This is a genomic window from Micromonospora sp. LOL_015, assembly GCF_048060275.1.
Classification (GTDB): domain Bacteria; phylum Actinomycetota; class Actinomycetes; order Mycobacteriales; family Micromonosporaceae; genus Micromonospora_E.
The window spans coordinates 1-24941 of sequence record NZ_JBHMIO010000021.1; the positions used below are offsets into that span (position 1 = coordinate 1).

Genomic DNA, 24941 nt, shown 5'->3' on the forward strand with positions numbered 1-24941 from the left:
AACCGCAATCGACTCTGGGTAACCGGACCACAACACCACCCCGACTAAATGCGAAGACCCGATTTCACGGTTCGGACGGGGATGCCGGTTTATTTCTGTGATCCGCATTCGCCGTGGCAGCGTGGGAGCAACGAGAACACGAATGGTCTGCTCCGGCAGTATTTTCCGAAGGGTACGGACCTTTCCTTGCACACCCAGGAGGATCTTGATAAGGTCGCTGCAGAGTTGAATGGCAGACCGCGTCAGACGTTGAACTGGCTGAAGCCGATCGAAGTTTTCAACGATCTGGTCAAGAACGCAGTGTCGCCATGATCACTTGATCCCGCCATCTGGGCGGAGACTCCCTGATCGCGACACGTCTGGCGGCCTGGACCAGGACGGCGTTCGGCGTGGAGTTCTCCGCCAAGGAGGTCCTGACGAACCCCACCGCCGCCCGGATCGCAGATTTGGTGGAGGAACGGATGAGCGCGATCGGAGAGGTGAGCTCTCGATGACCGGCACGACATCACCGTGGGCGTTGCTCCGGGCCCGACGCCCGGATGCCCCGACACGCCTGTACTGCTTCCCACACAGCGGAGGATCGCCTGGCGAGTACATCCGCTGGGCACAGCGGTTGCCGAGCACGGAGGTTCTGGGCATCCAGTTGCCCGGCCGCGGTTCCCGGCTGACCGAGAAGCTCTTCACCGCCGTGCCCGACCTGGTCAGTGCGCTGGTCAGCGAATTCACCTTCACTGAGCCCTTCGTGTTCTTCGGGCACAGCCTCGGCGCGCTGGTAGCGTTCGACACCGCCCGGGAGCTGCGCGCCCGTGGCCTTCCCGGCCCGCGCCGGCTGGTGCTGTCGGCGTGCACCCCGCCGCACCACGGCCTGCAACGTGCCCCACTGCACGTGCTGCCGGACGAGGAGTTCATCGACGCGTTGAGCGAGCAGTTCGGTGGGTTGCCCCCGGCTATCCGGTCCGAACCTGAGCTGCTCGGGCTGGTGCTGCCCGCGTACCGCGCCGATCTGGAGATGTTCGAGCGTTACGAGTATGTGCCGGGCGAGCCGTTGCCGTGCCCGATGACGGTGGTCGGCGGCGCCGACGACTACATCCCGTCTGCCCTGCTGGCCGATTGGCAGCAGTACACCACCGGCGGCTTCGACCTGTACACCCTTCCCGGCGGACACTTCTACCTGCGGGATGAGCCGGCGCAGGAACAGTTGCTGCGGGTCTTGGCCCGTCACCTGGAAAAGGCGAGGTGAGAGCGCGGCCGGGCGAACGGCCACCCAGCACCGAAGCAGGTCCGCTAGGTTCCACAGGCATGAGCCACGATGGTCAGGTGGGCAGGGTTCGGCAGCTGTCGCGCTATCCGGTCAAGTCGATGCTGGGCGAGGATCTGGACCAGGCGTACGTGGACGAGGCTGGCATCGCCGGCGACCGGGCCTTCGCCGTACTCGACTGTCTCACCGGCAAGGTGGCCAGCGCGAAGAACCCGCGCCTGTGGCGGGACATGCTGACGGTCCGGTCCACGCTGACGCCCCCCGGCTCCACCGGCGCCCCGGCGGTCCGGTTGACCATGGCGGACGGTACGACCGAGACCGCGACGGTGACCGGCCACCGCGATCCGGCGCTGTCCAAGCTGCTGGGCCGGGATGTGCGCCTGATCGACCGGGCCGCACCGGGCGCGTGCATCGAGCGGATGGACCCGACCCAGGTGCGCACCGAGGACGATCTGCGCCGCGCGGAGACCGGCAGCTCTGGTCTGGCTGCCGGCTCTCCACCGGGCACGTTCTTCGACTTCGCACCCCTGCACCTGATAACGACCGCGACGCTGGCCGGCCTCGCGACCCACTCGGGTCGGCCCGTTCACGGCCAGCGCTTCCGACCCAACATCGTCGTCGAGGTGCCCGACGCGAACGCCGGCTTCGTCGAGAACCTCTGGCCGGGCCGTCGGCTGCGGATCGGCCCCGACGTGGTCGCGGAGGTCGTCATCCCGACCCCGCGGTGCGTGGTTCCGGCGCTGCGGCACGGTGACGACGAGCCGGACATCGCGCTGCTGCAGGTGCTGAGCCGGCACAACCGGCTGCAGGCCGTCGGATCCCTGCCGTGCGCCGGGGTGTACGCGCGCCCGCTGGAGTTCGGCGTCATCCGCTCCGACGACCCGGTCGAATTCTGCTGACCTTACACGTACGGTGGTGGAGCTGAGGGGATTCGAACCCCTGACCCCCTCGATGCGAACGAGGTGCGCTACCGGACTGCGCCACAGCCCCAGAATCGGGTGATCCGCTGCCAGACCAGCAGTGGACCGGCGACAAGGCTAACAGGTCGGGCACCCGACGCGCGAATCGATCCCGCCCGGGCGCGCTGGTCTACCCGGCACGCAACCCGGCTCTCACCACGCCTCGCTGCCGGTCAGGACCGGCCGTCGTAGCTGCGGCCGGCCTCGTAGGCACGGCCCCGCAGTCCGCCCGTGCGGCGGTAGGAGACCGACCCGCCGACCCCACCGCTGGCCGCCGCCGGCAGGTCACGCGGCCGGTCCAGGCCCATCGCGGCGCGACGCATCACCTCCCGCTGGGCGGCGAGCCGGCGCTGCTGCTCCCGGCGGGCAGCGGCCCGTCGGGCCTGCTCACGGCGCACCTCGGCCTGCCGGGCGGCCAGCCAGGCCGCTTCCCGGGCGCGGTGCCGGCGGCGACGGCGGTCGGCGATCGCCCGGTTGCGCAGATGCACCAGGTACACGGCGAGCAGCACCGCAGTGACCGCGAAGCTGATCCAGAAGCCGGGGCCGACCACCAGCACCCCGATCAGCTCGACCAGGTTGAGCAGCAGCAAGGCGGCGAAGACCCGCCGGCGGCGAACCACTGCCGGGGTGTGCCGACGGGCTGGGGCACGGCGCGGTCGGACGCCGGCAGTCGGGACGAGCCGCAGCCGGCCACCCCGTCGACCGGCGCCTGGCCGACCGCCGGCCGGCAGCGGAGCGGACGGATCGTTGAACGACCCGGCGTCGGGCGCCGTACCACCTTCCGGACCGGCAGCGCGGCGCACGGTGAGCCGGCGGGGCGGGTTGACCGGCCGTTTCCCGGGCACGGTGCGACGACGGCGGCGGCGTTGCAGCACCCGCGCCGTCGACTGCGCCCGCTCCGCCACCAGGCGCTCGGTAGCGTCGTACCGGCGGACCAGCGCCGGTGCGAGGGCGAGCAGCCCGGCGGCGGCGAGGACGGCGAGGAGCACCGAGGTCGGCACCCTCACCCCTCCCGTCACCCCGAGGCAACCCGCCACCCATGCACGGACATGAAGGCTTGATAGGTTGCCGTACCTTCTCGTTACTTGAGGTTACGGGCGTCCGACCAGGAATTTTGTACGCCGCGCCGACCATGGCCGGCGGTTGTGTTCAGTGGGCGCTGGCCTGCAGCCGTCGCCAGCGGGCCAGCAGTCCCCCTTCGACCAGCACATCCTCGCTGGTCAGGGCATATCCGATGTGGTCACGCCAGGCACCGTCGATGTGCATGTAACGACGATGGTAGGACTCCTCACGGAAACCCAGCTTCTCGACTACACGCCGTGACGGAGTGTTCTCCGGTCGGACGTTGACCTCGATGCGGTGCAGTCCGCCGGCGGCGAAGGCGTGGTCCACTGCCAGGGCCAACGCGGTCGGGATCACCCCCCGCCCGGCGACCGAAACGTCCACCCAGTAGCCGGCGTAGCCGGAGCAGAACGCCCGGCGCACGATGTTGCCGATGTTCAGGTGGCCCACCAGCCGTTCGGCACCCGTCTCGACCAGACATACCGCGAACGGCATACTCTCACCGCGTCGCGACTGTCGACGCTGGTCACGGTAGAGGTAGCGGAACGCGTCCGGCGAGTTCAGCTCGTGCCACGGGCCTGGCGGCGCCGGCTCCCACGGGGCCAGCCAGGGCTGGTTACGCCGCCGGACCGCCGACCATTCGGCGGCGTCACTGCGACGGTACGGGCGCAGCAGCACCGGACCGTCGGTGAGCACCACCGGCCAGCCCGGAGCCTCGTCCCCGATCACCGCTGCCGGTCCAGCAGCAACACGTCGACGGTAGACCCGGCGGCGGCGGTGGTCACCCGCTCACCGAGCACCAGCAGGCCGTTCGCCTCGGCCAGCCCGGACAGGGTGAACGGCCCGCCGGGCAGCGGCTGCACGGTGTAGCCGCCGCCGCGCCGCTCCGCGACGTTGGCCGGACGGAACTCCCGCAGGCCGACCGGCGACGACACGGTCTCCAGCAGATGGGCACGCACACTCGGCCGGAACACCGGCTCGGCACCGGCCAGCAACTGGATCACCGGCCGGGCCAGCACCTCGAACCCGACCAGCGTGGAGCCGGGCTCCCCGGGCAGGCAGACCACGGGCACCTCCTCGGCTCCGACCGTACCGAATCCGAGGGCTGTTCCGGGATAGAGCGCGACCTCGGTGAAAGTGACCGGCCCCGCGCGGCCCCCTTCCCGTCGGCTAAAGATCCGCCGGACCATGTCGCCGGGCCCGGTGCCGGTGCCGCCGGTGGTGATGATCAGATCGGCCCGCATCGCCTGATCCTCGAGCAGCCCCCGCAGCCCCTCCGGATCGTCGTCGCAGATACCCACCCGGTACGCCAGCGCGCCCACCTCGGCGACAGCTGCGGTGAGCGCGTGCGAGTTGGCATCCACCACCTGCCCCGGCTGGCTGCTGCGGCCCACGTCGACCAACTCGTCACCGGTCGCCACGATCACCACCCGCGGGCTGGGCCGGACCACCACGTGCCCGATCCCGGTGGCGGCGAAGACCGCCACCATCGCCGGCGTCACGTAGGAGCCGGCGCGGGCCAGGACCGCCCCGGCCGGCAGTTCGTCGCCGGCCCGCCGCAGCCCTGACCCGCGCCGGGGCACCTGGAAGATCTCCACCGCGGCCATGCCCTGATCGGTCCAGTGGATCGGCACCACCACGTCGGCGGCGATCGGCAACGGCGCCCCGGCCGCCACCGAGAAGCAGGTGCCCGGGGTCAGCCGGACCGGCCGCCAGCTCGCCGCGCCCAGGTCGCCCACCACGTTGAGGCGCACCGAGCGGGGTACGCCCGGGGTCGCCGGGCGGCTGGCCGGGATCACCCTGCTCCCCCGGCCGGCCGAGGCGATGTCCTCCCAGCGTGCCGCGTAGCCGTCGATGACGGCCTGGTCGAACGCGGGAAAGGCGTGCGGCGCCACGACATCCTCAGCGAGGAGGTTGCCGTGCGCCTGGGTCAGGTCGAGGTCGAGCGGCGGCAGCGGCCGAATCCTGCGCAGCACACTGCCCAGGTATTCGGCGAGCGGCGTCAGCTCGTTGAAGGCCGCCTCGGCACCGGCCGTCGCGGTCATGTAGAGGGTACCCCTGGCGCGTCGGCCACGAACTCCTTCAGCCACGCCCGGAACTCGTCACCAAGCCCTTCCCGCTGACAGGCGATCTGCACCACGGCCTGCAGGTAGCCCAGCGGCGCCCCGGTGTCGTAGCGGGTGCCCCGGTAGACGATGCCGTGCACCGGTGTCCCCTCGGCCAGCAGCATCGCCATCGCGTCGGTCAGCTGAATCTCGCCGCCGCTGCCCGGCTTGGTCCGCTTGATCGCCTCGAAGATGCTCGGTGGCAGCACGTAGCGGCCGAGCACCGCGAGGTTGCTCGGAGCGTTCTCGGCCGGCGGCTTCTCCACCAGCCCGGTCACCCGGACGATGTCGGCACCGTTCTGCACCGACTCGGCGGCCGGTTCGACCGACGCGATGCCGTACCGCTTCGTTTCGGTCGGCGGCACCTCCATGAAGGCCAGCACGATCCCGCCGGCTCGGGCCTGCAGGTCGATCATGGCCGGCAGCAGCGGGTCGTTCTCGTCAACGAACTCGTCGCCGAGCAGCACCGCGAACGGTTCGTTGCCGATGTGGCTCTGCGCGCAGCCCACCGCGTGGCCCAGTCCGAGCGGCTCGTGCTGGCGACAGGTATAGATCTCGGCCAGCTCGCTCGGCCGCCGGATCGCGGCCAGCCGCTCCTGGTCGCCCTTGTCGGCGAGCCGGCCTTCCAGGTAGGGCTGCCGGTCGAAGTGGTCAACCATGGAGGTCTTGCCACGGCCGGTGATCAAAAGTACGTCGTTGATCCCGGCGGCGGTGGCCTCCTCGACGATGTACTGCAGGACCGGCCGGTCGACCAGCGGGAGGAGTTCCTTCGGCACGGCCTTGGTGGCCGGCAGGAACCGGGTGGCGAGCCCGGCGGCGGGGATGACCGCCTTTACCGCCCGCTGATCCGCGTTGGCGGTGAGGGTCGTTGCTGGGGTGGCTGCATGCTCCGACATGCCGCGAGACTATCGGCCACGGGTCTGTCGCGGCGGCTGTGGCCCGAAAGACGCGCCGCCACCGCGCGACGGTCCGCCCTCCGGGGTGGCCGCGCCGCCGCCCGCCGGTACCCGGGTCGACCGGGCCGGCGCCCGGTCAGCGACGTGGAAAGTGTCCCGGCCAGCTGCTTTCGCGGCGTACAGTGCGTCGTCGGCGGCGTCGAGGACCTCCTCGCCGTCGCCGGCGTGGTCCGGGTAGACGGCAATGCCGATCGATACCGTTACCGACACGGTGGCGTGTGCCCGCCGGCCGGCCCCAGCGTACGGCTCGACTTGGATCGGGCGGTCGCGGATCGCGACACAGAGTCGCTCCGCGACGGTGGCCGCGCCACGGACGTCGGTCTCCGGCAACAGCACCACGAACTCCTCGCCGCCCTGCCGGAAGGCCAGGTCCACCTCACGGATCTCGGCGCGGATCCGGCGGGCGAACTCGACCAGGACACTGTCCCCGGCCGCGTGCCCGTAGGTGTCGTTGATGTCCTTGAACCGGTCCAGGTCGAGCACGAGTATGGCGAGCATCCGACCGAACCGGTTGGCCCGTTCGATCTCCCGGTGGATCGACTCCCGCAGGTGCCGGTAGTTCCACAGCCCGGTCAGCGGGTCAGTCACCGACAGCCGCTCGGCCTCCTTGTGCATCCGTACGTTGTTGACCGCCACCGCCGCATGCCCGGCGAAGGTCCGCAGCGTCATCAGATCGGCGTCGTCGAACTCGTCGCCGCCGAGCCGGTCGTAGACGGCGAGCACCCCGAACGCGGCGGGCGCGCCCGGACCATGCCGGCCGGGGGCACGCTGCCCACCCGCCCCGGGCACCCCCACGCCGAGCTCATCGGTCCAGTTCGGCACCGAGAAGGGCACCGCGACATAGGTCCGGCAGGCCGGCTCGTACGCCGACAGGGCCGGACCGTCGCGTTCGATCCGTCCCCGTTTCGGCTGACCGCTGACGGCCACCGTGCCGAGCAGTCCACTGCCGAGCGGCACGTGCAGCGTCCCGTCCGGCCCCGCCTGGCTGGCGGCCGGGTCCGGTCCCGCCGGCTGATCGACCGCCGGGCCGGTGCCCGACGACGTGGTGGCCGGGTCGGTGCCGGCCGGGGTCGTCCGGTCGGACGACTGGCCGACCAGCACCCCGGCCGCCGGGTCGAGCACCAGTACAGCACCGTCCCGCGCCCCGGTCGCGGCCAGCGCGGTCTGCAGAATCACCCGCAGGATGCGCTGCAGATCGTGGGTGCTCGACAGGGTGTCGCCCAGAATCGTCAGCTGGCCGCGCAGCTGGTCCCGGCTCGCGGTCAGGGCCTGCACGTACGCCTGCGCCTCGCGGGTCATCCGGTTGAAGATGGTGGCAAGCTCGCTCACCTCGTCCGAGCCGCGTACCGGAACCCGGGCGGCCAGGTCACCGTCGACCACTCGGCTCGCGGCGTCGGCGAGCTCGGCCAGTGGCTGCGTGGTGGACCGGGCCAGCCACCAGGCGGCGACCACCGCGAGCAGTCCTGCCAGGACGACCGTCGCCACCAGCACCGCGTACAGACCGGACAGCTGGTCCCGGGGGGTGGACAGCACCATCGGCAACAGCTGGCCGTCGTCCGGGCCGAGCCGGCGCACCTGCCGGCCGCCGTCGGTCCAGCTGGTCCCGCCGTCGGCGAGCCGGCCGGCGGTGGCCACCACGTTGCCCCGCACCTGGGACGGCTCGGTGCTGTGCACCACCGTGGCCCGGTCGGTGTCGGCGAGCAGGGTGATGCCCACGCCGGTGGACGCGGCGAGCCGGGCGACGAGGTCGGCGTCCAGCAGTTTGACCGCTGACACCTGACCGACCAGGGCACCGTTCTCGTCCCGGACCTCGGCGAAGGCCGCGAGGGTCGGCATCGCCCCGCTGCCACCGGTGCCGTCCGGCGCGGGCACCGTCGCTGACCCGGCACCGTCCGGCGACCCGGTGCCGGTGTCCGCCGATGGCGCCTGCCACGACTGTCCACTACCGGTGCTGCCACTTCCACCGTTGTCGTCCTGCCCGCTCGCACAGTCGACCCAGGGCGCCGACGGCGGGTCGGCGGTGGCCACGATCGACGCACCGTCCGGGCCGATCACCTGGACTGCGGAGGCGAGGCCACGGGCCACCGCCTGGTCGGCGGCAACGGCCAGTCGGGCCGGATCGGGCAGCAGCAGAGCCACCGCGCCCGCGGCAGCCTCCAGCTGGCTGCACAGCGCGTTGACCGAGGTGCCGACGCTGGCGGTGGCCAGGTCGAGGCGTTCGGTGGAACGGCTCTGCCCGACCGCCGCGACGGTAGCGCCGACAAAGAACGCCCCGAGCAGGACCGGCCCGAGCACGACCGTGAGGAAAGCGGTGGTCAACCGTCCGCGCAGGGTCACGCTTCCCCCAGAGGATTCTGCACCTGATGGTGCGATGCTGACACAAGCCAGATATTCCGCAGCGGTTGCCACCAGGAGTGTTGAGTGTCGGATTTTCCCGATGGAGCGAACGCCTGTTCATCGATCAAGGACAGACTCCGTGCTGACATTCTCGCCCAGCGGCGCAAGCTGACGCCCGACCAGCTCACCCTGGCCGGTAGCCGGGTCAGGGCCACCGTACGTCAGCTGATCGATCTGGTCAGGCCGGCGCAGGTCGCCGGGTACCTGCCGATCGGCAGCGAACCTGGTGGTCCGGGGCTCGCCGGCCTGCTCGCCGAGGCGGTCGGCGGACCGGACCGGGTGCTGCTGCCGGTCCTGCTGCCCGACCGGGACCTCGACTGGGCCCGGTTCGACGGGCCGAATCCGACCGGTACGTCGGGCCAGACCGGCACATCCGGCCAGACCGGCGCGTTCGGCCGGACAGGAACCTCCGACCGGAAAGGCACCGCTGGACTGCGGCAACCGGCCGGTCCCCGGCTGGGCCGCGCGGCGGTGGCCGACGTCGAGCTCGTCGTGGTGCCGGCCCTCGCCGTCGACCACCACGGCGTACGGCTGGGTCGTGGTGGCGGCTCCTACGACCGCGCGCTCGCCCGGGTGCCCGGTGGCGTACCGGTGGTCGCCCTGCTGCACGACGGCGAGCTGCTGCCGCACGTCCCGGCCGAGCCGCACGACCGACCAGTGTCAGCGGTGATCACACCGTCGGAGGTGCGCTGGTTCACTCCCGCACGGTGAGCTCTGCCGCTTCCCGCTGGACGTAGTGGGGTCCGATGGCGGATCATTGGCACTCGAATGGGTTGAGTGCCAGATGGCCTAGCCAGTGTCGGAGGAGACCGTGCCTACGTACCAGTACGCCTGCACCGCGTGCGGACACCAGCTCGAGGCGGTGCAGTCGTTCACCGACGAGCCCCTGCGCGACTGCCCGTCGTGCACCGGGCGACTTCGCAAGGTGTTCAACTCGGTGGGCATTGTCTTCAAGGGCTCCGGCTTCTACCGGACCGACTCGCGCAACGGCCAGGGCGGCGACTCGACCAACGGTTCCTCGGCGCCGTCGTCGGACAAGCCCGCGGAGAAGAAGGACGCCGCGGCGTCCACCGGCGGCAAGACCGACAGCGGTGGCAGCTCGTCGAACAGTTCCGGCGGCACCTCGACGTCCGGCGGCTCGACCAAGGCACCTGCCGCAGCGGGATCGACGAACAGCTGACCCGGACCGACGGCGGGCAGACCGACTAGTCAGCTCCAGTGCGGTGGACGCTCGGCCAACAACCAGGCGTCGTCCGAGCTGGTGGTCCGCTCGCCCCAGCCCAGGTCGGTGTCGTCGCTGGTCTGCTCGGGCAGCAGCGGCGCGTCGTCGTCGTCGCTCAGGTCGACGAGACGATCGTCGTCACGACGGCCGTCCGGCACGGTGAGGCCGGTCACCGCTCATCCGTTGTTCGCACCCCACCAGGTTACCGCCCCGGCCGGTGAGCCGTCGGAGCCCGGCACCGCGCTGGCCGAGCCGTCGGAGCGGGCCGGTGAATTGATAGCGTCGTCTGCCGTGACCACAGATGACGGCGCGGGCGACGACGCGTACTGGCGGCGCCCGGACCCGGACGCCCCCGCCGGTGGACCGGGCAGCTCGGCCGGTGCCGGGCCAGTCGGCTACAGCGGGCCACCGGTCGGCAGCCCGCCGCCGCCCGGCTGGCGTCCGCCGGTGGTGGTCAATCCGGCTCCGCCCGGCACGCTGCCGCCGCAGGACCTGGCCGCGCTCGACGGTGCGGAGCGCAACGCCCGCACGGTCACCTACGGCGTCGGCATGATCGCCGCCGCTGTCATGATCATCCTGACTTGTCTGCTCTGCTCCCGGCTGGTGTTCTGACCGGCGGACCTGGCCCAGGCGCACCGCGCGGCAACCACCCGAACCCGCTGTGGCCACCGCCACGATGCCCATGGTTCTATCTTGTACCGCGCCCACCTGCGTGTTTCGATGGACAGATGCCGGCCGAGGAGGAGTTGCGCAGCCGGGGTCTGCGGGTCACCCGGCCGCGGCTCGCCGTCCTCGACGTGCTCGCGCAAGGCGGGCATCTCGGCGTGGACGAAATCGCCCGCCAGGTGCGCAGCCGCATCGACTCGGTCTCCACCCAGGCGGTCTACGACGTGCTGAACGTCTTCGCCGAAGCCGGTCTGGCCCGGCGGATCGAGCCGGCCGGTGACGCGGCCCGCTACGAGCGACGCACTGGGGACAACCACCATCACGTGGTCTGCCGCGAGTGCGGCGTGGTTGCCGACGTCGACTGCGCGCTCGGCACCGCGCCATGCCTGGAGCCGACCGCCGACCACGGATTCGTGATCGACGAGGCGGAAGTCACCTTCTGGGGGTTGTGTCCCGACTGCCAGGCGAGGGCGGCCCGGTGACTGCCGACGACGACCTCGGGCTGTTCGGTCCCGGATCGGTCACCTGGCGGGTGCACGACGAGCCGATTCTCGTCGTCGCCGGGCTACGCAGCCTGTACCTGCAGGCGCTGCACCCGAGGGCGATCGCCGGAGTGGCGCAGAACTCGAGCTACCGAAGTGACCCGTTCGGTCGGCTGATGCGCACGTCCACCTATGTTGCGACCACGGTCTGGGGCACCACCGCCGAGGCGGACGCCGCCGCCGCCCGGATCCGCCGGCTGCACGCCCGCCTGCGGGCCACCGACCCGTCCACCGGCACCGAGTTCCGTGTCGACGAGCCCGACCTGCTGCGCTGGGTACACGTCGCCGAGGTCGAGTCGTTCCTAAACACCGCCACCCGCGCCGGCCTGCGGCTGACCCCGGCCGAGGCGGACCGCTACTACGCCGAGCAACGGCGCAGCGCGGCACTGGTCGGTCTCGACCCGGACAGTGTCCCCGGCAGCGCGGCCGATGTCGACGCGTACTACCGAGCGGTCCGACCGGACCTGCGGATGACCCGCGAGGCGGCCGACACCGCGCTGTTCCTCACCGCCCCGCCGGTACCCGGTCAGCTCAGTCTGCCGTGGCGGCTCGGGTTGGGTTTCGGCCCGCCCCGGCTGGCGTACCTGGGTGTGGCGGCCACCGCGATCGGTCTGCTGCCGGCCTGGGCCCGACGCATGTACGGCGGCCTTGGCCTGCCGACCACCGACCGCTGCGCGGCGGTCGCCGCCCGGGGCCTGCGGTTGGCGTTGCGGGCGGTGCCGCGCAACCTGGTGGAGGGACCGATCCGCGCCGCCGCGCGCAGCCGGGCAGAACGGGCCGCCGCCCCGGTCACTCCTGCGGCGTACGCGGCTGCGGTGGCGCCGTGAGCAGCCGCTCGACGGCGGCCCACTGCTGCTGCTCCGGGTAGCCGTCGCCGGCCGGGCACACCCGCCGGTAGTCGCACCAGCCGCAGAGCGTGCCCGGCGACGCCGGAAACGCCTCGTCCGGGTCTGCGCCGTCGGCGACGGCCCGCGCCGCACCGGTGATGTCCCGGGCCGTCGCCTCCGCCCGGGTGACCTGCCGGTCCAGCGATTCGCTGCTGTGTTCGAAGGAGCTCACCGTACCGGTCGGCAGATGGTGCAGCTCCACCCGCCGGCAGGGCCGGCGGAAGACCCGCTGCGCGGCGTACGCGTAGAGCGCGAGCGCCTGCGAGCCACGCGCGTCGTCGGACGTCAGCCCGGCCCGTCCGGTCTTGTAGTCGACGATCACCGCCTCCGGACCGTCCGGGCCGGTCCGGGCGTCGATTCGGTCGGCCCGACCGTTGAAGGCCAGCACCGACGTCTTAGCCGCCACCACCCGTTCGACACCGAGCGGCTCGACGGCCGGGTCGAGCTGGTCCAGGTACGCCTCCAGCCACTGCAGGGCCTGCCGGTACGCGGCGCGTTCCTGCTCCTCGTCGCGGTACCCGTCACGCACCCAGGTGCCCTTGAGCAGGGCTGCCGCCGCCTCTGGACGGCGCTGCTCCGCCGGGCGGGCGAACCAGGCCCGCAGCGCGGTGTGCACGCTGGCGCCGAGTGAATTGTGCGCCCACGGCGGGCCTTTGGGCGGCGCCGGCCGGTCGACGTAGCTGTAGCGGTAGCGACGGGGACAGTCCGCGAACGCGGCCAGCTTGCTCGGCGTACAGACAAAGAGCCGCTCGGGCATACCGTCGAAACCGAGCTGCTCGGCCTGGGCGGGACGGGCAGCCGTGGCCGGACGGGCGGCGCCGGAGGGCCGCCGGCCCGACGGGGAGGAAGGTCGGGACACGTCCCTGATCCTGCCACGGGACCGCCGACGGTCAGCCGGCGGCTACATAGGAACGGACGAAGGCGGCGACGGCGTCGGCGATCAGCTGGACGGCGATCGCGGCGAGCAGCAGGCCGGCGATCCGGGTCAGCACCTCGATGCCGCCCGGCCGGAGCACCTTGACGATGCCGCCGGAGAACCGCAACGTCAGCCAGACCACCACCATCACCGCGACGATGCCGAGCGCGATCGCCAGATGGTCGGCGGCGGTCTCGGCACGCTGCACGAACAGCATGGTCGCCACGATCGCACCCGGACCAGCCAGCAGCGGGGTGCCCAGCGGGACCAACGCGATGTTGGACGTCGACTGCTGGCCCGGGTCGTCGGCCTTGCCGGTGAGCAGTTCCAGCGCCACCAGGATGAGCAACAGTCCGCCAGCGGCCTGCAGCGCCGGCAACTCGATGTGCAGGTAGGCGAGCAGCGTCTGCCCGGCGACCGCGAAGACCACGATCACGCCGAGGGCCAGCGCCACCGCTTGCCAGGCGGCCCGACGGCGTTCCCGGACCGGCAACGCTCCGGTGAGTGCGAGGAAGATCGGCACCATGCCGGGCGGATCGGTGATCACCAGCAGGGTCACGAAGACCTCGCCGAACAGCTTGAAGTCCACCAGGTCAACCTAGTGACCGACGGATCGCCGGTCCGGACGGGTCCGGACCCGGGTCCTGGTCGGGGTCAGATCAGATCGGTGGTACGCCGTGTGCCGCCGCGACCAGCCGTTCGTACGCTGCCGGGGCGGTGGTGTACTCGCCCAGCCGGACCGTCTTGTGGCTGCCGTGGTAGTCGGAGGAACCGGTTGCGACCAGCCCGAGCTCATCGGCGAGCCGGCGTACATGTGCCCGCTGGTCCGGCCGGTGATCGGCGTGGTCGGCCTCCAGGCCGGTCAGCCCGGCCGCAGCCAGGTCGGCGATCATGCTGTTCGGCACGGTCCGCCCTCGCTTGGTCGCGGCCGGGTGGGCGAAGACCGTGACCCCGCCTGCCTCGTTGACCAGCCGGACTGCGGTGAAGACGTCGAGGTCGTCCTTGGGCAGCCGGTAACGCTGGCCGAGCCATTCGGGCCGGAACGCCTCGTCGGTGTCGGCGACCAGGCCGGCCCGGATCAGGGCCTGGGCGATGTGCGGCCGGCCGACGGAGCCGCCAGCGGCGTAGCCGAGCACCGCGCCCCAGCTGATGTCGAAGCCGTCGGCGCGCAGCTGATCGACGATGCGCTCGCCGCGTACCGTCCGGGCTGCCCGGACTCGGTCCAGCTCGGCGGTCAACGGGCCGTAGGTCGGATCGAACAGGTAGCCGAGCAGGTGCAGCGGGATGGACGGCTCGGTCCCGTACCACCGGCAGGAGATCTCGGCGCCGCGGATCAGGGTGAGCCCGGCCGGGCGGGCCGCGGCCGCCGGTGCCCAGCCGGCGGTGGTGTCGTGGTCGGTGAGCGCCAGCACCGCGAGACCTGCGGCGGCGGCCTGCCGAACCAGGTCCGCCGGGTCGACCGTGCCGTCGCTGGCGGTGGAGTGGGTGTGCAGGTCGATCCGGCTGTCGACGGTCATCTGCGGTCCGGGGCACCGGCCACCAGCACCGGTTCGGCGTCGATGGCGGCCGGGGTCGGTACGGCGATGTGCTCCACTGCACCACCCTGGCCGGCGCTGATCCGGTCCACGTTGATCTGGACCAGCTGGTCGGCGCCGGCAGCGTGCACCACGCTGTCATGATCCGCCCAGACGGTGCTGCCGGCAAGCCGCTGCCCGGCTTCCCGCACCGCGCCGATCTGGTCGTCGAAGACCTGGTTCAGGTCTACGAGCAGGGCCAGCTCGGGCTCGCTGGCCACCCGCGCGTCCGCGACCCCGTTGGCCACCAGCCACCTGCCGTCCGCGGAGACCGCTCCCCGGCCGTCGCCGGTCAACGGCACTGTGCAGGCGGTCTTCACCGCAGTGAGGTCTTGTTCGACGTCCAGCAGGGCCAGGCAGGGACCGCCGGACGCGTCGTGCACCTGGGCGACGACGGTCTGCCCGTCCGGCAACACGCCGTACACGACGCTGGCGGCCTCGCTCCAGCTGGTCCGAGACTCAGCCTGGCCGGGCCGCCAGACGCCGTAGCCGCGGCGCCGCTCGCCGCCGCCGTCGCCGTCGCGTTCCAGCAGTACGGCGTCGCCGGCGAAGCCGACCGGCCGGCTCTGCTTCGGTGCTCGACCGCGTCTGGTGCCGGCCAGCTCACCGTGCACCACCGAGGCCACGGCCAGCTCGGCGCCGTGCAGCCAGGCGATCCGGGTCCCGACCGGATCAACCGCGACCGCGTCGACACCGGCCAGCATCACTTGCGGGGTGGTGTCGGGCGCCACGAACCACACTCCGGCCACACCGTCGGCCGATGTTTCGGTAACGACGAGCCAACCGTCCGTCAACCGGCTGGCCTGGGCGACGCCACCGACCTGAGCGAGGTCCATCCGTTGGCCGTCGGCGGTGCGCAGTTCGCCGGCCACCACGAGGTCGACCGGGGGTGCCTGGGTGGTGGCGGCCAGCGGTTGACTGCGCAGGTCCTCGCTGAACGGCAGCGGGGCAGCCGGAGCGGCCGGGGTCCTCGCTGTGACGTCCCCGCCGGTCACCATCAGCGGTTCAGCAAGGGCCGGCGGTTCCGAGCTGTCAACGAGCAGCAGGTGGCCACCGACGACGCCGGCAGTGGCGAACAGGCAGAGACAGAACGCCGCAGCAGCTCCGTTGCGGGCCCGACGAGTCCGGCGGGCCCGGCGCATCGCACGGTCGGCGAGATCGGCGACCGCAGGCGGGTCGACGGCCTGGTCGCTCAGAGACTGCCGCAGCGCTCGCTCAAGGTCGTCGGTCGCCACGACAGATGGACGCCGCCGTGTCGGTGGAAGGTTGTCGCCTGGCGGCCCGGAGGAACCGTCGCTGCGCGGCCTGAAGCAACCGTCGCTGGGCGGCCTGGGAAAGGAAGTCACCGGTTCGCTACACCACTACTCTGGTGGATCGCACCGGTGCCGCCTGCGCTGGTGCCGGCAGCGGACGGGCGGTGGTCGGCACCGCCACGGCGGGCCGGGCCGAGCGGGATGCGGCGACGGCCGGGGCGACTGTGGCCGGAACAAGGTGTGGTTCCTCGGCGGCGAGCCGTTTGCGCAGCGTGCCGAGCGCCCGGGAGGTCTGACTCTTCACCGTGCCCGGTGAGATGTTCAACAGGGCCGCGGTCTGGGCCTCGGAAAGGTCTTCGTAGTAGCGCAGCACCAGCACAGCACGTTGTCGGGCGGGCAACGCCTTGACATGGCGCCAGAGGACGTCCCGGTCCAGCTGCTGTTGGATGAGGTCCGGGCCGGCCCGTTCCGGCAGCGTCTCCGTCGGACGTTCACCGTGCCAGCGCCGACGCCACCAGCTGGTCGCGGTGTTGACCAGCACCCGGCGGGCGTACGGCTCCACCGCCTCGATCTGGCCGAGCCGCTTCCAGGCCAGGTACGTCTTGGTCAGCGCGGTCTGCAGCAGGTCCTCGGCCGTCGCCCAGTCACCGGCGAGCAGATAGGCGGTACGCAGCAGCGCCCCGGATCGGGATGCGACGAACTCGCGGAAGTCCTCCTCCACGGAGTTGCTGGGCGTCATCGGCTACCTCCCCCGTCACCGGACACGGTACGCCGAACAGGACACCGTCGAGGTCGGACCGACCGGTGGTGGGGCCGGGCGGAAGGACACAACCGCGACGCTGTCACGCTCCGTCTTCCGCTTTGGCGGCGGCTTCGTCCTTGCTCAACCGTGCCTCGACAGCCTGCGGCTCGTACATCTCCTCGACCACCCGGAGGTAGAGCTCGTTCGGGTTCGGCAGGTGCTTGACCTCGCGCAGCGCCTGCTCCTGGCCGGCCGATTCGAGAATGAACGTGCCGTAGTTGAGGAAGCGGCCGAGCGGTGACTGCTCGTACTTCATGTCGGTCACCCGCAGCAGCGGCATCATCGCCACGTTACGGGTGACGATGCCGTTGACCACCATCACCCGCTTGTTGGTGAGGATGAAGCGGTCGAACCACCAGTCCGCGATCTTCCAGCCGACCCAGCCGAGCACACCGAGCCAGAGCAGCACCGCCACCGTGGTCAGGCCGCCGACGTCCTGACCGGCGAGGAAGCCGGAGAGGTAGCCGAGGACGAAGGTCGCGACCACCCCGATCAGCAGTGGGGTGGACAGGTGGATCCAGTGCCGTTTCCACTCGCCCCGGTAGCGTTCGGTGGGGAAGAGATACCGCGCGACCAGCGAGGTGGGCTCGTCCTCGAGGGGCAGCACCCGGCGTGGCTGCACCGGCATGCCGGAGGCGTCGGCCTGGAGGCCGGCGAGTTCGTCGGCGGAGATGTCCGGCGGCGAGTAGCTGATAATCGGTTCGTCGGGCACCTGGCGGGTGCCGCCGCCGTAGCCGGCGCCGCTGGCGTACGCGGGGCCATCCGAGTACGCCGGGCCGTCCCCGTAGGACGGCCCCGCACCGAAGTGGGGGCCGTCCTCCGGACGGATCTGCGGAATCGGCTCGGTGTCGCGTTGACGGCGCCGGCGTGCGGCCTCGTCGTCAGCGTCGGGGGGCTCGGAGGGGTTGCCCATGGACGACTAGGCCACGAGGCTGGTGAAGAAGTCGCCGAACCCCTGCGCAATGTCGACGATGCCGCCGCCCACCGACTTGAACACGTCGGCCGCCGAGTCGGGCCGGAACGCGACGAAGAAAATCAGGAACGCGATTCCGCCCCAGGTGAGGACCTTCTTGACCATTGCGGGCCATCCCCCTCCGTGTGGCGCGCCGCGACGCTCGTCCCGGCGATACTAGAATATCAGCCCATCGTCCCGCGGTGGTGTAGTTGATCGTGGGAAAAGGTGTTCACGCTTTCCCGTGCAGGTACGGCGACGGTGCGCCGTACACGATCCCGGTCGGCACCTCCTCGGACAGGTCGTGCAGGACGATCTCCTCGGCCAGCAGGTAGCCGGCGTTCGCCGGCCAGGCCACTGCGTACAGCCACCGGCCGCACGCCTCACCGACGTAGGCACAGCGGTCCGGCTCGGCCGGAACCGACCACAAGGGAGTTGGGTGTCCGCCAGCCCGCAGCTTGGCGTGCGGACCGCCGCCGCCCGGACCGCCAGCGGTGGTCTGCTGGTCACCGAGCACCCCGGTCAGTAGCTGCCCGGGGTCCGGGCCGGGCAGTCCGGCGAACCGGGTGCCCAGACCCACCCCGGGCTCCTCGGCGACCAGCACCAGATCGGCCGGCCCGCCGGAGACCGGAGCGGGGCCACTGAACGCGGTGACCGTCGCCCGGACCGCCTCCCGGTCGTCGCCGACCCAGCCGACACCGGTCAATGTCCAGCCCGCCAGCAGCGGCCAGATCGCCCACAGTGGCACCGGCCCGGCCCGGCCCGGCCCGGCGGTGGCCAGCAGCCGGTGCGCCACACTCGCGACGATCTCAGCCCCGATGTGCTCGGCGACGTGCAACGGGGGCACCGGCCCGCAACCGTCGCAGCGGGACTCGGTGTGCATCAGGTCGGGCGGCCGCACCGGGCCTCCGCAACGAGGACAGCTCACCATCACACCCACGCCACCCACGTTGCTCGCCGTGCCGCTCCCCCGTCAAGCGAACCCGCTTTTTCGGTTGTTCTTTCCCTCTGTCGCGGGTCGGTACGCCCCACCTGGCCAGGACGTTCGCCACTACCGGCCAATCCACGCCGCCTCAGCCCGGTCGACGCGGTCACCGCCCGGTCGCCGCCGGCGTCTCGGCAGGGTCCGGCGGCGGCCCGGCGTGCGCCTGGATCCACGCGTGCATCGCGATGCCGCTCGCCACCCCAGCGTTGATCGACCGGGTGGAACCGTACTGGGCGATCGAGAACAGCAGCTCACAGCCGGCCCGGGCGTCGTCGGACAGACCGGGGCCCTCCTGTCCGAACAGCAGGACGCAGCGGCGCGGCAACCGTACCGTCTCGATCGGCCGGGAACCGGCCAGGTTGTCGATCCCGACGACCGGCAGTTGGAGCCGACCTGCCCAGGCCAGCAGGCCAGCGATATCGACGTGGTGGCGGACGTGCTGGTACCGGTCGGTGACCATGGCACCCCGGCGGTTCCACCGACGCCGCCCGACGATGTGCACCTCGGCGGCGAGAAAGGCGTTCGCGTTGCGGACCACCGTGCCGATGTTCAGGTCGTGCTGCCAGTTCTCGATCGCCACGTGAAACGAGTGCCGGCGCTGGTCGAGGTCGGCGACGATCGACTCGCGGCGCCAGTACCGGTAACGGTCGACGACGTTGCGGCGGTCCCCGGCGGCGAGCAGTTCGGGGTCGTAACGCGGGTCCGAGGGCCAGTCACCGGGCCACGGGCCGACGCCGATCTGCGCCACGCCGGTCCGGGCGTCGTCATTCACTCCGTCGCCGACCGGCGGACCCGACCGCGCTGTGCTCTGCCACTGTTCCACGCTCTGCAGAGCCTACGGACCGGTCGCCGGCGCCAGGATGCGGGACATCACTGCCCAGGGGCGCCGTCGGGCTGCCGACTTCGCATCCGCGCGCTTGCTGAACGGGCCTCGTTTCCGGGCCTGGACGCAATGAACGGCGGGGCCCTCCCCGGCACCCGCCGTCCACGCTCTGATATCTAGAGATTCTGCCGGACCCACCCCGGCTCGGGAAGGGCAGGAGCGGAGACGGAAGTCACAGTTATCGTTTTGTTATATTACGCTGCGTAGTTGAATTGAAGATCCAACCGATCCACCGCCAGCGGCGTTTATCCTAGTCACCCCGCTACTGTTCGACAAAACCGCGCACCACCTGCGAAAACGACTGGAAACGCTCCCATCACTATCAGTGACCGCTAGCTGGCGCGTTTCGCGAGGTATCGATCGGGAATGCTGTAGCACGCAGAGCGGTTTCCCACGGTAGACCGGGGAATCACGGCCCCACATCTGGCGATCGGAGACATCGATGGCAACCGCTGAGCTAACCGCCGAGAACTTCGACGAGGTAACCTCCGGCGACGGCATCGTCCTGGTGGATTTCTGGGCGAGTTGGTGCGGACCCTGCGTACGGTTCGCTCCCGTCTACGAGCGCTCATCCGACAAGCACACCGACATCACCTTCGGCAAGGTGGACACCGAGGCACAGCAGGCGCTCGCCGCCAAGTTCGACATCCGGTCGATCCCGACGATCATGGCCATCCGCGACGGCGTCGTCGTCTTCGCGCAGCCCGGCGCGCTCCCGGAGTCCGCATTGGAGTCCCTGATTGAGCAGGTCAGGGCGCTGGACATGGACGACGTTCGCAAGCAGCTGGCGTCGCACGACCACTGACCGTGCACGGCCAGGGCGGGCTACCGGTCGCCGACCGCTGACCGGTAGCCCGCAACCGTGGCCGCCAGTACCTGGGCTCCCGGTCGCTGCCACACCAGCTCGTGGAACACCTCGACCTCGACCGGCCCGGTGTAGCCGGCCGCGTCCACCGCCGTGGCGAACCTGCCGAGGTCGATGCAGCCGGAGCCCGGCAGACCCCGCCCCAGCAGGACCCCCGCCGGCAGCGGAGTGATCCAGTCGGCGAGTTGGAAGCAGGCGATCCGACCGGCCCGACCGGCCCGCTCGATCTGCGCCCACACCTGGTCGTCCCACCACACATGGTAGGTGTCGACCACCACGCCGACCGCCTCCGCCGGGTACGGCTCAGCGAGATCCAGCGCCTGGCCGAGCGTCGACACCACGCACCGGTCGGCGCAGAACATCGGATGCAACGGTTCGATCGCCAGGGTCACCCCGGCCTGCAACGCGTACGGAACCAGCCGGCCTACCGCGTCACCGACCCGGGCCCGGGCACCATCCAGATCCCGGCCGTCCTGGCCGCCCGAGACCAGCACCAGGACCGGGGCACCGAGTTCGGCGGCCTCGTCGATGGCGCGCCGGTTGTCGTCGTACCAGTCGTCCGCGCCGAAGAAGCCGCCCCGGCACAGCGAGGTGACCGGCAGACCGGCATCCCGGCACAGTTCGGCGGTGCGGCGCAGTCCGTACGCGGCGGTCTCCTCGCGCCACAGGCCGACCCCGCGAACCCCGGCGGCGACGCAGCCGGCGACCAGCTCCGGCATCGGCCAGCGCCGGGTGGTCGCCGCGTTGAGCGCGAACCGGGGCGGCGCCGGCCCGACACCGGCCGCCGGTACCTCGATCCCGGCGAACGGGTCACTCACCGGTCAGCTCCGGCACCTCGATCCGCCGGCCCTCGCGCGCCGACCGCAGGCCCAGCTCAGCGAGCTGCACCCCGCGCGCGCCGGCCCACAGGTCCCAGCCGTACGGGGCGTCCTCGACGACGTGCCGCAGGAAAAGCTCCCACTGCGCCTTGAACCCGTTGTCGAACTCCTCGTTGTCGGGCACCGTCTGCCACTGCGCACGGAACTCCTCGGTGACCGGCAGGTCCGGGTTCCAGACTGGTTTCGGCGTGGTCGAGCGGTGCTGGACACGGCAGTTGCGCAACCCGGCGACCGCGCTGCCCTCGGTGCCGTCCACCTGGAACTCCACCAGTTCGTCGCGGTACACCCGGACCGCCCAGGACGAGTTGATCTGGGCGATGATCCGGCCGCCGCCGGGCCCCGGCCGGTCGATTTCGAAAATGCCGTACGCGGCGTCGTCCGCCGTGGCGTCGTATGGCTCGCCTGACTCGTCCCAGCGGCGGTCGACGTGGGTGGCCACCTGCGCGGTCACCGAGGTCACTCGGCCGAAGATCTGCTCCAGCACGTAGTGCCAGTGCGGGAACATGTCCACAGTTATCCCGCCGCCGTCCGCCGCCCGGTAGTTCCACGACGGCCGCTGCGCGGGCTGCCAGTCCCCCTCGAACACCCAGTACCCGAATTCACCGCGTACCGACAGGATTCGGCCGAAAAAGCCGCCCTTGACCAGCCGGTCGAGCTTGCGCAGGCCCGGCAGGAACAGCTTGTCCTGCACGACGCCGTGCTTGATCCCGGCCGCGCCGGCCAGCCGGGCCAGGTCGACCGCACCAGCCAGATCATCGGCGGTGGGCTTCTCGGTGTAGATGTGTTTGCCGGCCTCAATCGCCAGCCGCAGCGACTTCTCCCGCTGCGCGGTGACCTGCGCGTCGAAGTAGACCTGCAGGTCGGGGCGGGCCAGCGCGGCGGCGAGATCGGTAGTCCACTCGGTGAGGCCGTGCCGGTCGGCGAGTTCGCGCAACTTGTTCTCGTTCCGCCCGACCAGTACTGGTTCCGGCCACAGCCGGGTGCCGTCGGCCAGCGACAGTCCACCCTGGTCTCGGATGGCGAGCAGGGACCGGACCAGGTGCTGCCGGTATCCCATCCGACCGGTGACGCCGTTGAGGATGATCCCGATGGTGGTGCGGGCCATGCCTCGCCTCCTTCGAAGTGGTGGTGGCGGGAATCTGTCCTAGCGAGCTGTGCTGGCGAAAAGTTGTGCTGACGGGAGCCGTGGGTGTGTGGCACAGGTCAGCGAGGTAGGCGGACCCGGGCGAGGTAAGCGCTTTCCGGCGTACGCTACTGCCTCTCCGCAGCGTTCGGCAAGGGCTTTCCCGGCTGGCCGCCGGCCAGTCACGCTATCCTCACCGCAAGCATTCCGGACCGCGCGCAATGCCGCGAGCATCCGGCCTGGCCGGCTCCCACTCGGCTACGGGAGCCCGGGAAAGGAGCGGGTCGTGGCCACACTGGCCGATGTTGCGAGACGCGCCGGCGTGTCCCCGGCCACCGCCTCGCGGATCATCAACGGCAGCAGCAAACCGGTCACCGAAGCGCTGCGCGAGCGGGTGCTGGCCGCGGTCGAGGAGCTGCAGTACGTCCCAAATGCCCACGCGCAGTCGCTGGCCCGGTCGCACCGCAGCGCCATCGGCGTCATCGTGCACGACGTGTCCGACCCGTACTTCGCGGAGATCACCCGCGGCCTGCAGCGGGTGGCGACCGAACACGGCCGGCTGGTGATCATCTGCAACAGCTACCGGGATCCGGACAAGGAGCTGCAGTACGTCGAGCTGCTCCGCGCCCATCAAGTGGCGGCGATCGTCCTCGCCGGATCCGGCTACCACGACGAGACGTTCACCGCGACGCTCGCCAGCAAGCTGCGGGTGTACGAGCGCACCGGCGGACGGGTGGCGGTGATTGGTCGGCACGAGCACGCCGGCGACGCCGTGGTGCCGGACAACGAGATGGGCGGCTACCTGCTCGGTGCCGAGCTCTACTCCCTCGGGCACACCGACTTCGGGGTGGTCGCCGGGCCGAAGGTACTGACCACCACCACCGACCGGCTCGCCGGGCTGCGTCGGGCCGCCCGCGAGCACGGCCAGAAGCTGCCGGCGCGGCGGGTGGCGTACGCCGACTTCGACCGGGCCAGTGGCGCCGCGACCGCGGCCAGCCTGCTGGACGCCGAGCCCGGATTGACCGCGATCGCGGCGCTGAATGACTCGATGGCGATCGGCGTGCTGGCGTTGCTGCGCTCCCGCGGCATCGTCGTACCCGACCAGTTCAGCGTGGTCGGCTTCGACGACATGCCGGTCGCCCGGGACGTGACGCCGACGCTGACCACCGTACGGCTGCCGCTGGCCGAGATGGGCGCCCGGGCGATGACGCTGGCGCTGCAGTCGCCGGGCGGGGCCCGCCCACCGCTCATCGAGGAGATCGGCGCCGAGCTCGTCCGCCGGGACAGCGCCGGGCCGCCCCGGACGGGTGTGATCTGACCGGCGCGCCGACTTGCTCCAGCTTCGTACGTATGTTCGAATGGTGGCCATGCGTTGGGACCCCTTGTCGGCACCCCCCGACCAGCAGGTCCCTTCCGGGGCAGCGCCGGCGGCCCCGCCCCTGCCGCTGGCGCTGCCCGAGGCCGCGCAGCGCACCTTCGACACGCCCGGCTTCGCCGGGATGACCTTTTACGAGATTCACGCCCGGTCAATCATCAACCGGGTACGCGGCTCCGGCCGCGTGCCGTTCGAGTGGACGGTCAACCCGTACCGCGGCTGCGGCCACGCCTGCACATACTGCTTCGCCCGCAACACCCACACCTACCTGGACCTCGACGCCGGCCTCGACTTCGACACGAAGATCGTCGTGAAGGTCAACGCCGCGGCGCTGCTCCGCCGGGAGCTGGCCGCGCCCAGTTGGTCGGGCGGGCCGATCGCGATGGGCACCAACGTCGACTGCTACCAACGCGCCGAGGGACGCTACCGGCTGATGCCCGGGATCATCGACGCCCTGAGTGCCGCCGCCAATCCGTTCTCCATCCTCACCAAGGGCACGTTGATCCTGCGGGATCTGCCGCTGCTGCGCCGGGCCGCCCAGGTCACCCGGGTCAGCCTGGCCATGTCGGTCGGGTTCGTCGACGAGCCCCTGTGGCGGGCGGTCGAGCCCGGCGCGCCGAGCCCGTCCCGACGACTCGACACGGTCCGCGCGTTGACCGACGCCGGCTTCGACGTCGGGGTGCTGATGGCGCCGATCCTGCCCGGGCTGACCGACGACGCGGAGTCGATCGAGGCCACCGTCGGCGCGATCGCCCGGGCCGGCGCGGTCAGCGTCACCCCACTGCCGCTGCATCTGCGCCCCGGCGCCCGCGAGTGGTACGCCGCCTGGCTCGGCCGGACCCGCCCCGATCTCGTCCCGCGTTACCGTGCGTTGTTCCGCTCCGGGTCCTACCTGCCGCAGGCGTACCAGCGGGAGGTCGTGGGCCGGGTGCGGATGGCCGCTCGCCGGCACGGCCTGTCCCCCACGGGCCCGGGTGCCGCCCGGCGGCTCGACGAGGCGGGCGGTGCCACCGGGAACTAGGCTCGACGGGTGAGGACTCCGCAGCAGATCCTGGCCGACCTCGATGTACCGGTCGATCTGGTCAACGTCTTCCGGCCGGTACCGGAGGCCGTCGAGGTGGTGCGTGCCGCGGTGCGAATCGGTGCCCCCGCCGTGTGGCTGCAGAGCGGGATCGCCTCGCCGGTCGCCCGCGACATCGCCGCCGCGGCCGGCATCGACTACGTCGAGGACCGGTGCACGGCCGTCGAACGGGCCCTCGGTAACCTCACCCGGGCCGGCTG

General features: G+C 71.4%; 28 protein-coding genes, 1 tRNA gene and 2 pseudogenes. 13 read left to right on the forward strand and 18 right to left on the reverse strand.

What is annotated here, in order from left to right:
* Nucleotides 1-63: 63 nt before the first annotated feature.
* The 4 genes and pseudogenes from ACFHWU_RS17535 to ACFHWU_RS17550 form a co-directional block, all read left to right on the forward strand.
* Nucleotides 64-312, forward strand: a pseudogene (locus tag ACFHWU_RS17535) (IS30 family transposase); the annotation flags it as partial.
* Nucleotides 313-329: 17 nt separating this feature from the next.
* Complete coding sequence (locus ACFHWU_RS17540; RefSeq protein ID WP_416591095.1) at nucleotides 330-494, forward strand: acyl carrier protein; 165 nt, start codon at nucleotides 330-332, stop codon at nucleotides 492-494.
* Nucleotides 491-1240: a thioesterase II family protein gene (locus tag ACFHWU_RS17545; protein WP_416557569.1), complete on the forward strand. Its 750-nt coding sequence runs from the start codon at nucleotides 491-493 to the stop codon at nucleotides 1238-1240. Before ACFHWU_RS17540 ends, ACFHWU_RS17545 begins: the two co-directional genes overlap by 4 nt.
* Before the next feature lie 77 nt (nucleotides 1241-1317).
* Nucleotides 1318-2157 (forward strand): MOSC domain-containing protein, encoded by an 840-nt coding sequence (locus ACFHWU_RS17550; protein ID WP_282232316.1) that lies wholly within the window; start codon nucleotides 1318-1320, stop codon nucleotides 2155-2157.
* 14 nt (nucleotides 2158-2171) lie between these two features.
* On the opposite strand, the gene ACFHWU_RS17555 is transcribed toward ACFHWU_RS17550, so the two are convergent.
* The 6 genes from ACFHWU_RS17555 to ACFHWU_RS17580 all read right to left on the reverse strand — a co-directional run bounded on the left by ACFHWU_RS17555 (nucleotide 2172) and on the right by ACFHWU_RS17580 (nucleotide 8635).
* Nucleotides 2172-2248, reverse strand: a tRNA-Ala gene (locus ACFHWU_RS17555).
* 142 nt (nucleotides 2249-2390) lie between these two features.
* The gene (locus tag ACFHWU_RS17560; RefSeq protein WP_416556200.1) at nucleotides 2391-3224 is read right to left on the reverse strand and encodes a hypothetical protein; all 834 of its coding nucleotides are present in this window, start codon (nucleotides 3222-3224) and stop codon (nucleotides 2391-2393) included.
* A gap of 142 nt (nucleotides 3225-3366) precedes the next feature.
* A complete protein-coding gene (locus ACFHWU_RS17565) occupies nucleotides 3367-4008 on the reverse strand; it encodes a GNAT family N-acetyltransferase (RefSeq protein ID WP_416591072.1) in 642 nt (213 codons plus the stop codon).
* On the reverse strand, nucleotides 4005-5324 hold the full coding sequence (gene glp / locus ACFHWU_RS17570; RefSeq protein ID WP_416591073.1) for a gephyrin-like molybdotransferase Glp: 1320 nt from the start codon (nucleotides 5322-5324) through the stop codon (nucleotides 4005-4007). The genes ACFHWU_RS17565 and glp overlap by 4 nt, the downstream gene beginning before the upstream one ends.
* Nucleotides 5321-6280: a UTP--glucose-1-phosphate uridylyltransferase gene (locus ACFHWU_RS17575; protein WP_416591074.1), complete on the reverse strand. Its 960-nt coding sequence runs from the start codon at nucleotides 6278-6280 to the stop codon at nucleotides 5321-5323. The genes glp and ACFHWU_RS17575 overlap by 4 nt, the downstream gene beginning before the upstream one ends.
* Nucleotides 6281-6289: 9 nt before the next feature.
* A complete protein-coding gene (locus ACFHWU_RS17580; RefSeq protein ID WP_416591096.1) occupies nucleotides 6290-8635 on the reverse strand; it encodes a diguanylate cyclase in 2346 nt (781 codons plus the stop codon).
* 126 nt (nucleotides 8636-8761) lie between these two features.
* Here ACFHWU_RS17580 and ACFHWU_RS17585 point away from each other — a divergent pair, with 126 nt between their 5' ends.
* Together ACFHWU_RS17585 and ACFHWU_RS17590 are read left to right on the forward strand one after the other, a co-directional pair.
* A complete protein-coding gene (locus tag ACFHWU_RS17585) occupies nucleotides 8762-9448 on the forward strand; it encodes a 5-formyltetrahydrofolate cyclo-ligase (RefSeq protein ID WP_416591075.1) in 687 nt (228 codons plus the stop codon).
* Nucleotides 9449-9548: 100 nt separating this feature from the next.
* A complete protein-coding gene (locus ACFHWU_RS17590) occupies nucleotides 9549-9917 on the forward strand; it encodes an FmdB family zinc ribbon protein (RefSeq protein ID WP_416556205.1) in 369 nt (122 codons plus the stop codon).
* Nucleotides 9918-9946: 29 nt separating this feature from the next.
* On the opposite strand, the gene ACFHWU_RS17595 is transcribed toward ACFHWU_RS17590, so the two are convergent.
* On the reverse strand, nucleotides 9947-10132 hold the full coding sequence (locus ACFHWU_RS17595; protein WP_416591076.1) for a hypothetical protein: 186 nt from the start codon (nucleotides 10130-10132) through the stop codon (nucleotides 9947-9949).
* 10 nt (nucleotides 10133-10142) lie between these two features.
* Here ACFHWU_RS17595 and ACFHWU_RS17600 point away from each other — a divergent pair, with 10 nt between their 5' ends.
* The 3 genes from ACFHWU_RS17600 (at nucleotide 10143) to ACFHWU_RS17610 (ending at nucleotide 11994) form a co-directional block, all read left to right on the forward strand.
* A complete protein-coding gene (locus tag ACFHWU_RS17600) occupies nucleotides 10143-10571 on the forward strand; it encodes a translation initiation factor 2 (protein ID WP_416591077.1) in 429 nt (142 codons plus the stop codon).
* A gap of 116 nt (nucleotides 10572-10687) precedes the next feature.
* Complete coding sequence (locus tag ACFHWU_RS17605; protein WP_416556208.1) at nucleotides 10688-11107, forward strand: Fur family transcriptional regulator; 420 nt, start codon at nucleotides 10688-10690, stop codon at nucleotides 11105-11107.
* A complete protein-coding gene (locus tag ACFHWU_RS17610) occupies nucleotides 11104-11994 on the forward strand; it encodes an oxygenase MpaB family protein (protein WP_416556209.1) in 891 nt (296 codons plus the stop codon). The genes ACFHWU_RS17605 and ACFHWU_RS17610 overlap by 4 nt, the downstream gene beginning before the upstream one ends.
* Here ACFHWU_RS17610 and ACFHWU_RS17615 read toward each other — a convergent pair.
* The 9 genes from ACFHWU_RS17615 to ACFHWU_RS17655 all read right to left on the reverse strand — a co-directional run bounded on the left by ACFHWU_RS17615 (nucleotide 11957) and on the right by ACFHWU_RS17655 (nucleotide 19284).
* Nucleotides 11957-12913: a PD-(D/E)XK nuclease family protein gene (locus tag ACFHWU_RS17615; RefSeq protein WP_416591078.1), complete on the reverse strand. Its 957-nt coding sequence runs from the start codon at nucleotides 12911-12913 to the stop codon at nucleotides 11957-11959. The two genes, ACFHWU_RS17610 and ACFHWU_RS17615, sit on opposite strands and share 38 nt — an antisense overlap.
* A 31-nt stretch (nucleotides 12914-12944) precedes the next feature.
* On the reverse strand, nucleotides 12945-13559 hold the full coding sequence (locus ACFHWU_RS17620) for a MarC family protein (protein ID WP_416556211.1): 615 nt from the start codon (nucleotides 13557-13559) through the stop codon (nucleotides 12945-12947).
* A gap of 70 nt (nucleotides 13560-13629) precedes the next feature.
* Nucleotides 13630-14487, reverse strand: coding sequence for a PHP domain-containing protein (locus tag ACFHWU_RS17625; protein ID WP_416591079.1), 858 nt, complete (start codon nucleotides 14485-14487; stop codon nucleotides 13630-13632).
* On the reverse strand, nucleotides 14484-15779 hold the full coding sequence (locus tag ACFHWU_RS17630) for a hypothetical protein (protein WP_416591080.1): 1296 nt from the start codon (nucleotides 15777-15779) through the stop codon (nucleotides 14484-14486). Before ACFHWU_RS17630 ends, ACFHWU_RS17625 begins: the two co-directional genes overlap by 4 nt.
* A gap of 118 nt (nucleotides 15780-15897) precedes the next feature.
* Nucleotides 15898-16536 carry a SigE family RNA polymerase sigma factor gene (locus ACFHWU_RS17635; RefSeq protein WP_416556214.1) on the reverse strand — a complete coding sequence of 213 codons (639 nt, stop codon included), beginning with the start codon at nucleotides 16534-16536 and terminating at the stop codon, nucleotides 15898-15900.
* A gap of 103 nt (nucleotides 16537-16639) precedes the next feature.
* Nucleotides 16640-17512, reverse strand: coding sequence for a PH domain-containing protein (locus ACFHWU_RS17640; RefSeq protein WP_416556215.1), 873 nt, complete (start codon nucleotides 17510-17512; stop codon nucleotides 16640-16642).
* 6 nt (nucleotides 17513-17518) lie between these two features.
* The gene (locus ACFHWU_RS17645; protein ID WP_199757972.1) at nucleotides 17519-17677 is read right to left on the reverse strand and encodes a hypothetical protein; all 159 of its coding nucleotides are present in this window, start codon (nucleotides 17675-17677) and stop codon (nucleotides 17519-17521) included.
* Between the two features lie 106 nt (nucleotides 17678-17783).
* Nucleotides 17784-18482: a DUF6758 family protein gene (locus ACFHWU_RS17650; RefSeq protein ID WP_416568448.1), complete on the reverse strand. Its 699-nt coding sequence runs from the start codon at nucleotides 18480-18482 to the stop codon at nucleotides 17784-17786.
* Between the two features lie 160 nt (nucleotides 18483-18642).
* Nucleotides 18643-19284, reverse strand: a complete 642-nt coding sequence (locus ACFHWU_RS17655; RefSeq protein ID WP_416591097.1) for a TrmH family RNA methyltransferase — start codon at nucleotides 19282-19284, stop codon at nucleotides 18643-18645.
* Nucleotides 19285-19861: 577 nt separating this feature from the next.
* Here ACFHWU_RS17655 and trxA point away from each other — a divergent pair.
* Complete coding sequence (trxA, locus tag ACFHWU_RS17660) at nucleotides 19862-20224, forward strand: thioredoxin (protein WP_416556216.1); 363 nt, start codon at nucleotides 19862-19864, stop codon at nucleotides 20222-20224.
* 20 nt (nucleotides 20225-20244) lie between these two features.
* Here the strand turns inward: trxA and ACFHWU_RS17665 are convergent, their stop codons facing one another.
* Both ACFHWU_RS17665 and ACFHWU_RS17670 read right to left on the reverse strand, forming a co-directional pair.
* The gene (locus tag ACFHWU_RS17665; RefSeq protein ID WP_416556284.1) at nucleotides 20245-21003 is read right to left on the reverse strand and encodes a sugar phosphate isomerase/epimerase family protein; all 759 of its coding nucleotides are present in this window, start codon (nucleotides 21001-21003) and stop codon (nucleotides 20245-20247) included.
* A gap of 91 nt (nucleotides 21004-21094) precedes the next feature.
* The gene (locus ACFHWU_RS17670; protein WP_416556217.1) at nucleotides 21095-22267 is read right to left on the reverse strand and encodes a Gfo/Idh/MocA family protein; all 1173 of its coding nucleotides are present in this window, start codon (nucleotides 22265-22267) and stop codon (nucleotides 21095-21097) included.
* A 304-nt stretch (nucleotides 22268-22571) separates the two neighbouring features.
* On the opposite strand from ACFHWU_RS17670, the gene ACFHWU_RS17675 reads away from it, so the two are divergent.
* The 3 genes and pseudogenes from ACFHWU_RS17675 to ACFHWU_RS17685 all read left to right on the forward strand — a co-directional run.
* A complete protein-coding gene (locus tag ACFHWU_RS17675; protein WP_416556218.1) occupies nucleotides 22572-23603 on the forward strand; it encodes a LacI family DNA-binding transcriptional regulator in 1032 nt (343 codons plus the stop codon).
* A 49-nt stretch (nucleotides 23604-23652) separates the two neighbouring features.
* Nucleotides 23653-24681, forward strand: a complete 1029-nt coding sequence (locus tag ACFHWU_RS17680; RefSeq protein ID WP_416556219.1) for an Rv2578c family radical SAM protein — start codon at nucleotides 23653-23655, stop codon at nucleotides 24679-24681.
* Between the two features lie 30 nt (nucleotides 24682-24711).
* Nucleotides 24712-24939: pseudogene (locus tag ACFHWU_RS17685) on the forward strand (CoA-binding protein); the annotation flags it as partial.
* Nucleotides 24940-24941 lie beyond the last annotated feature (2 nt).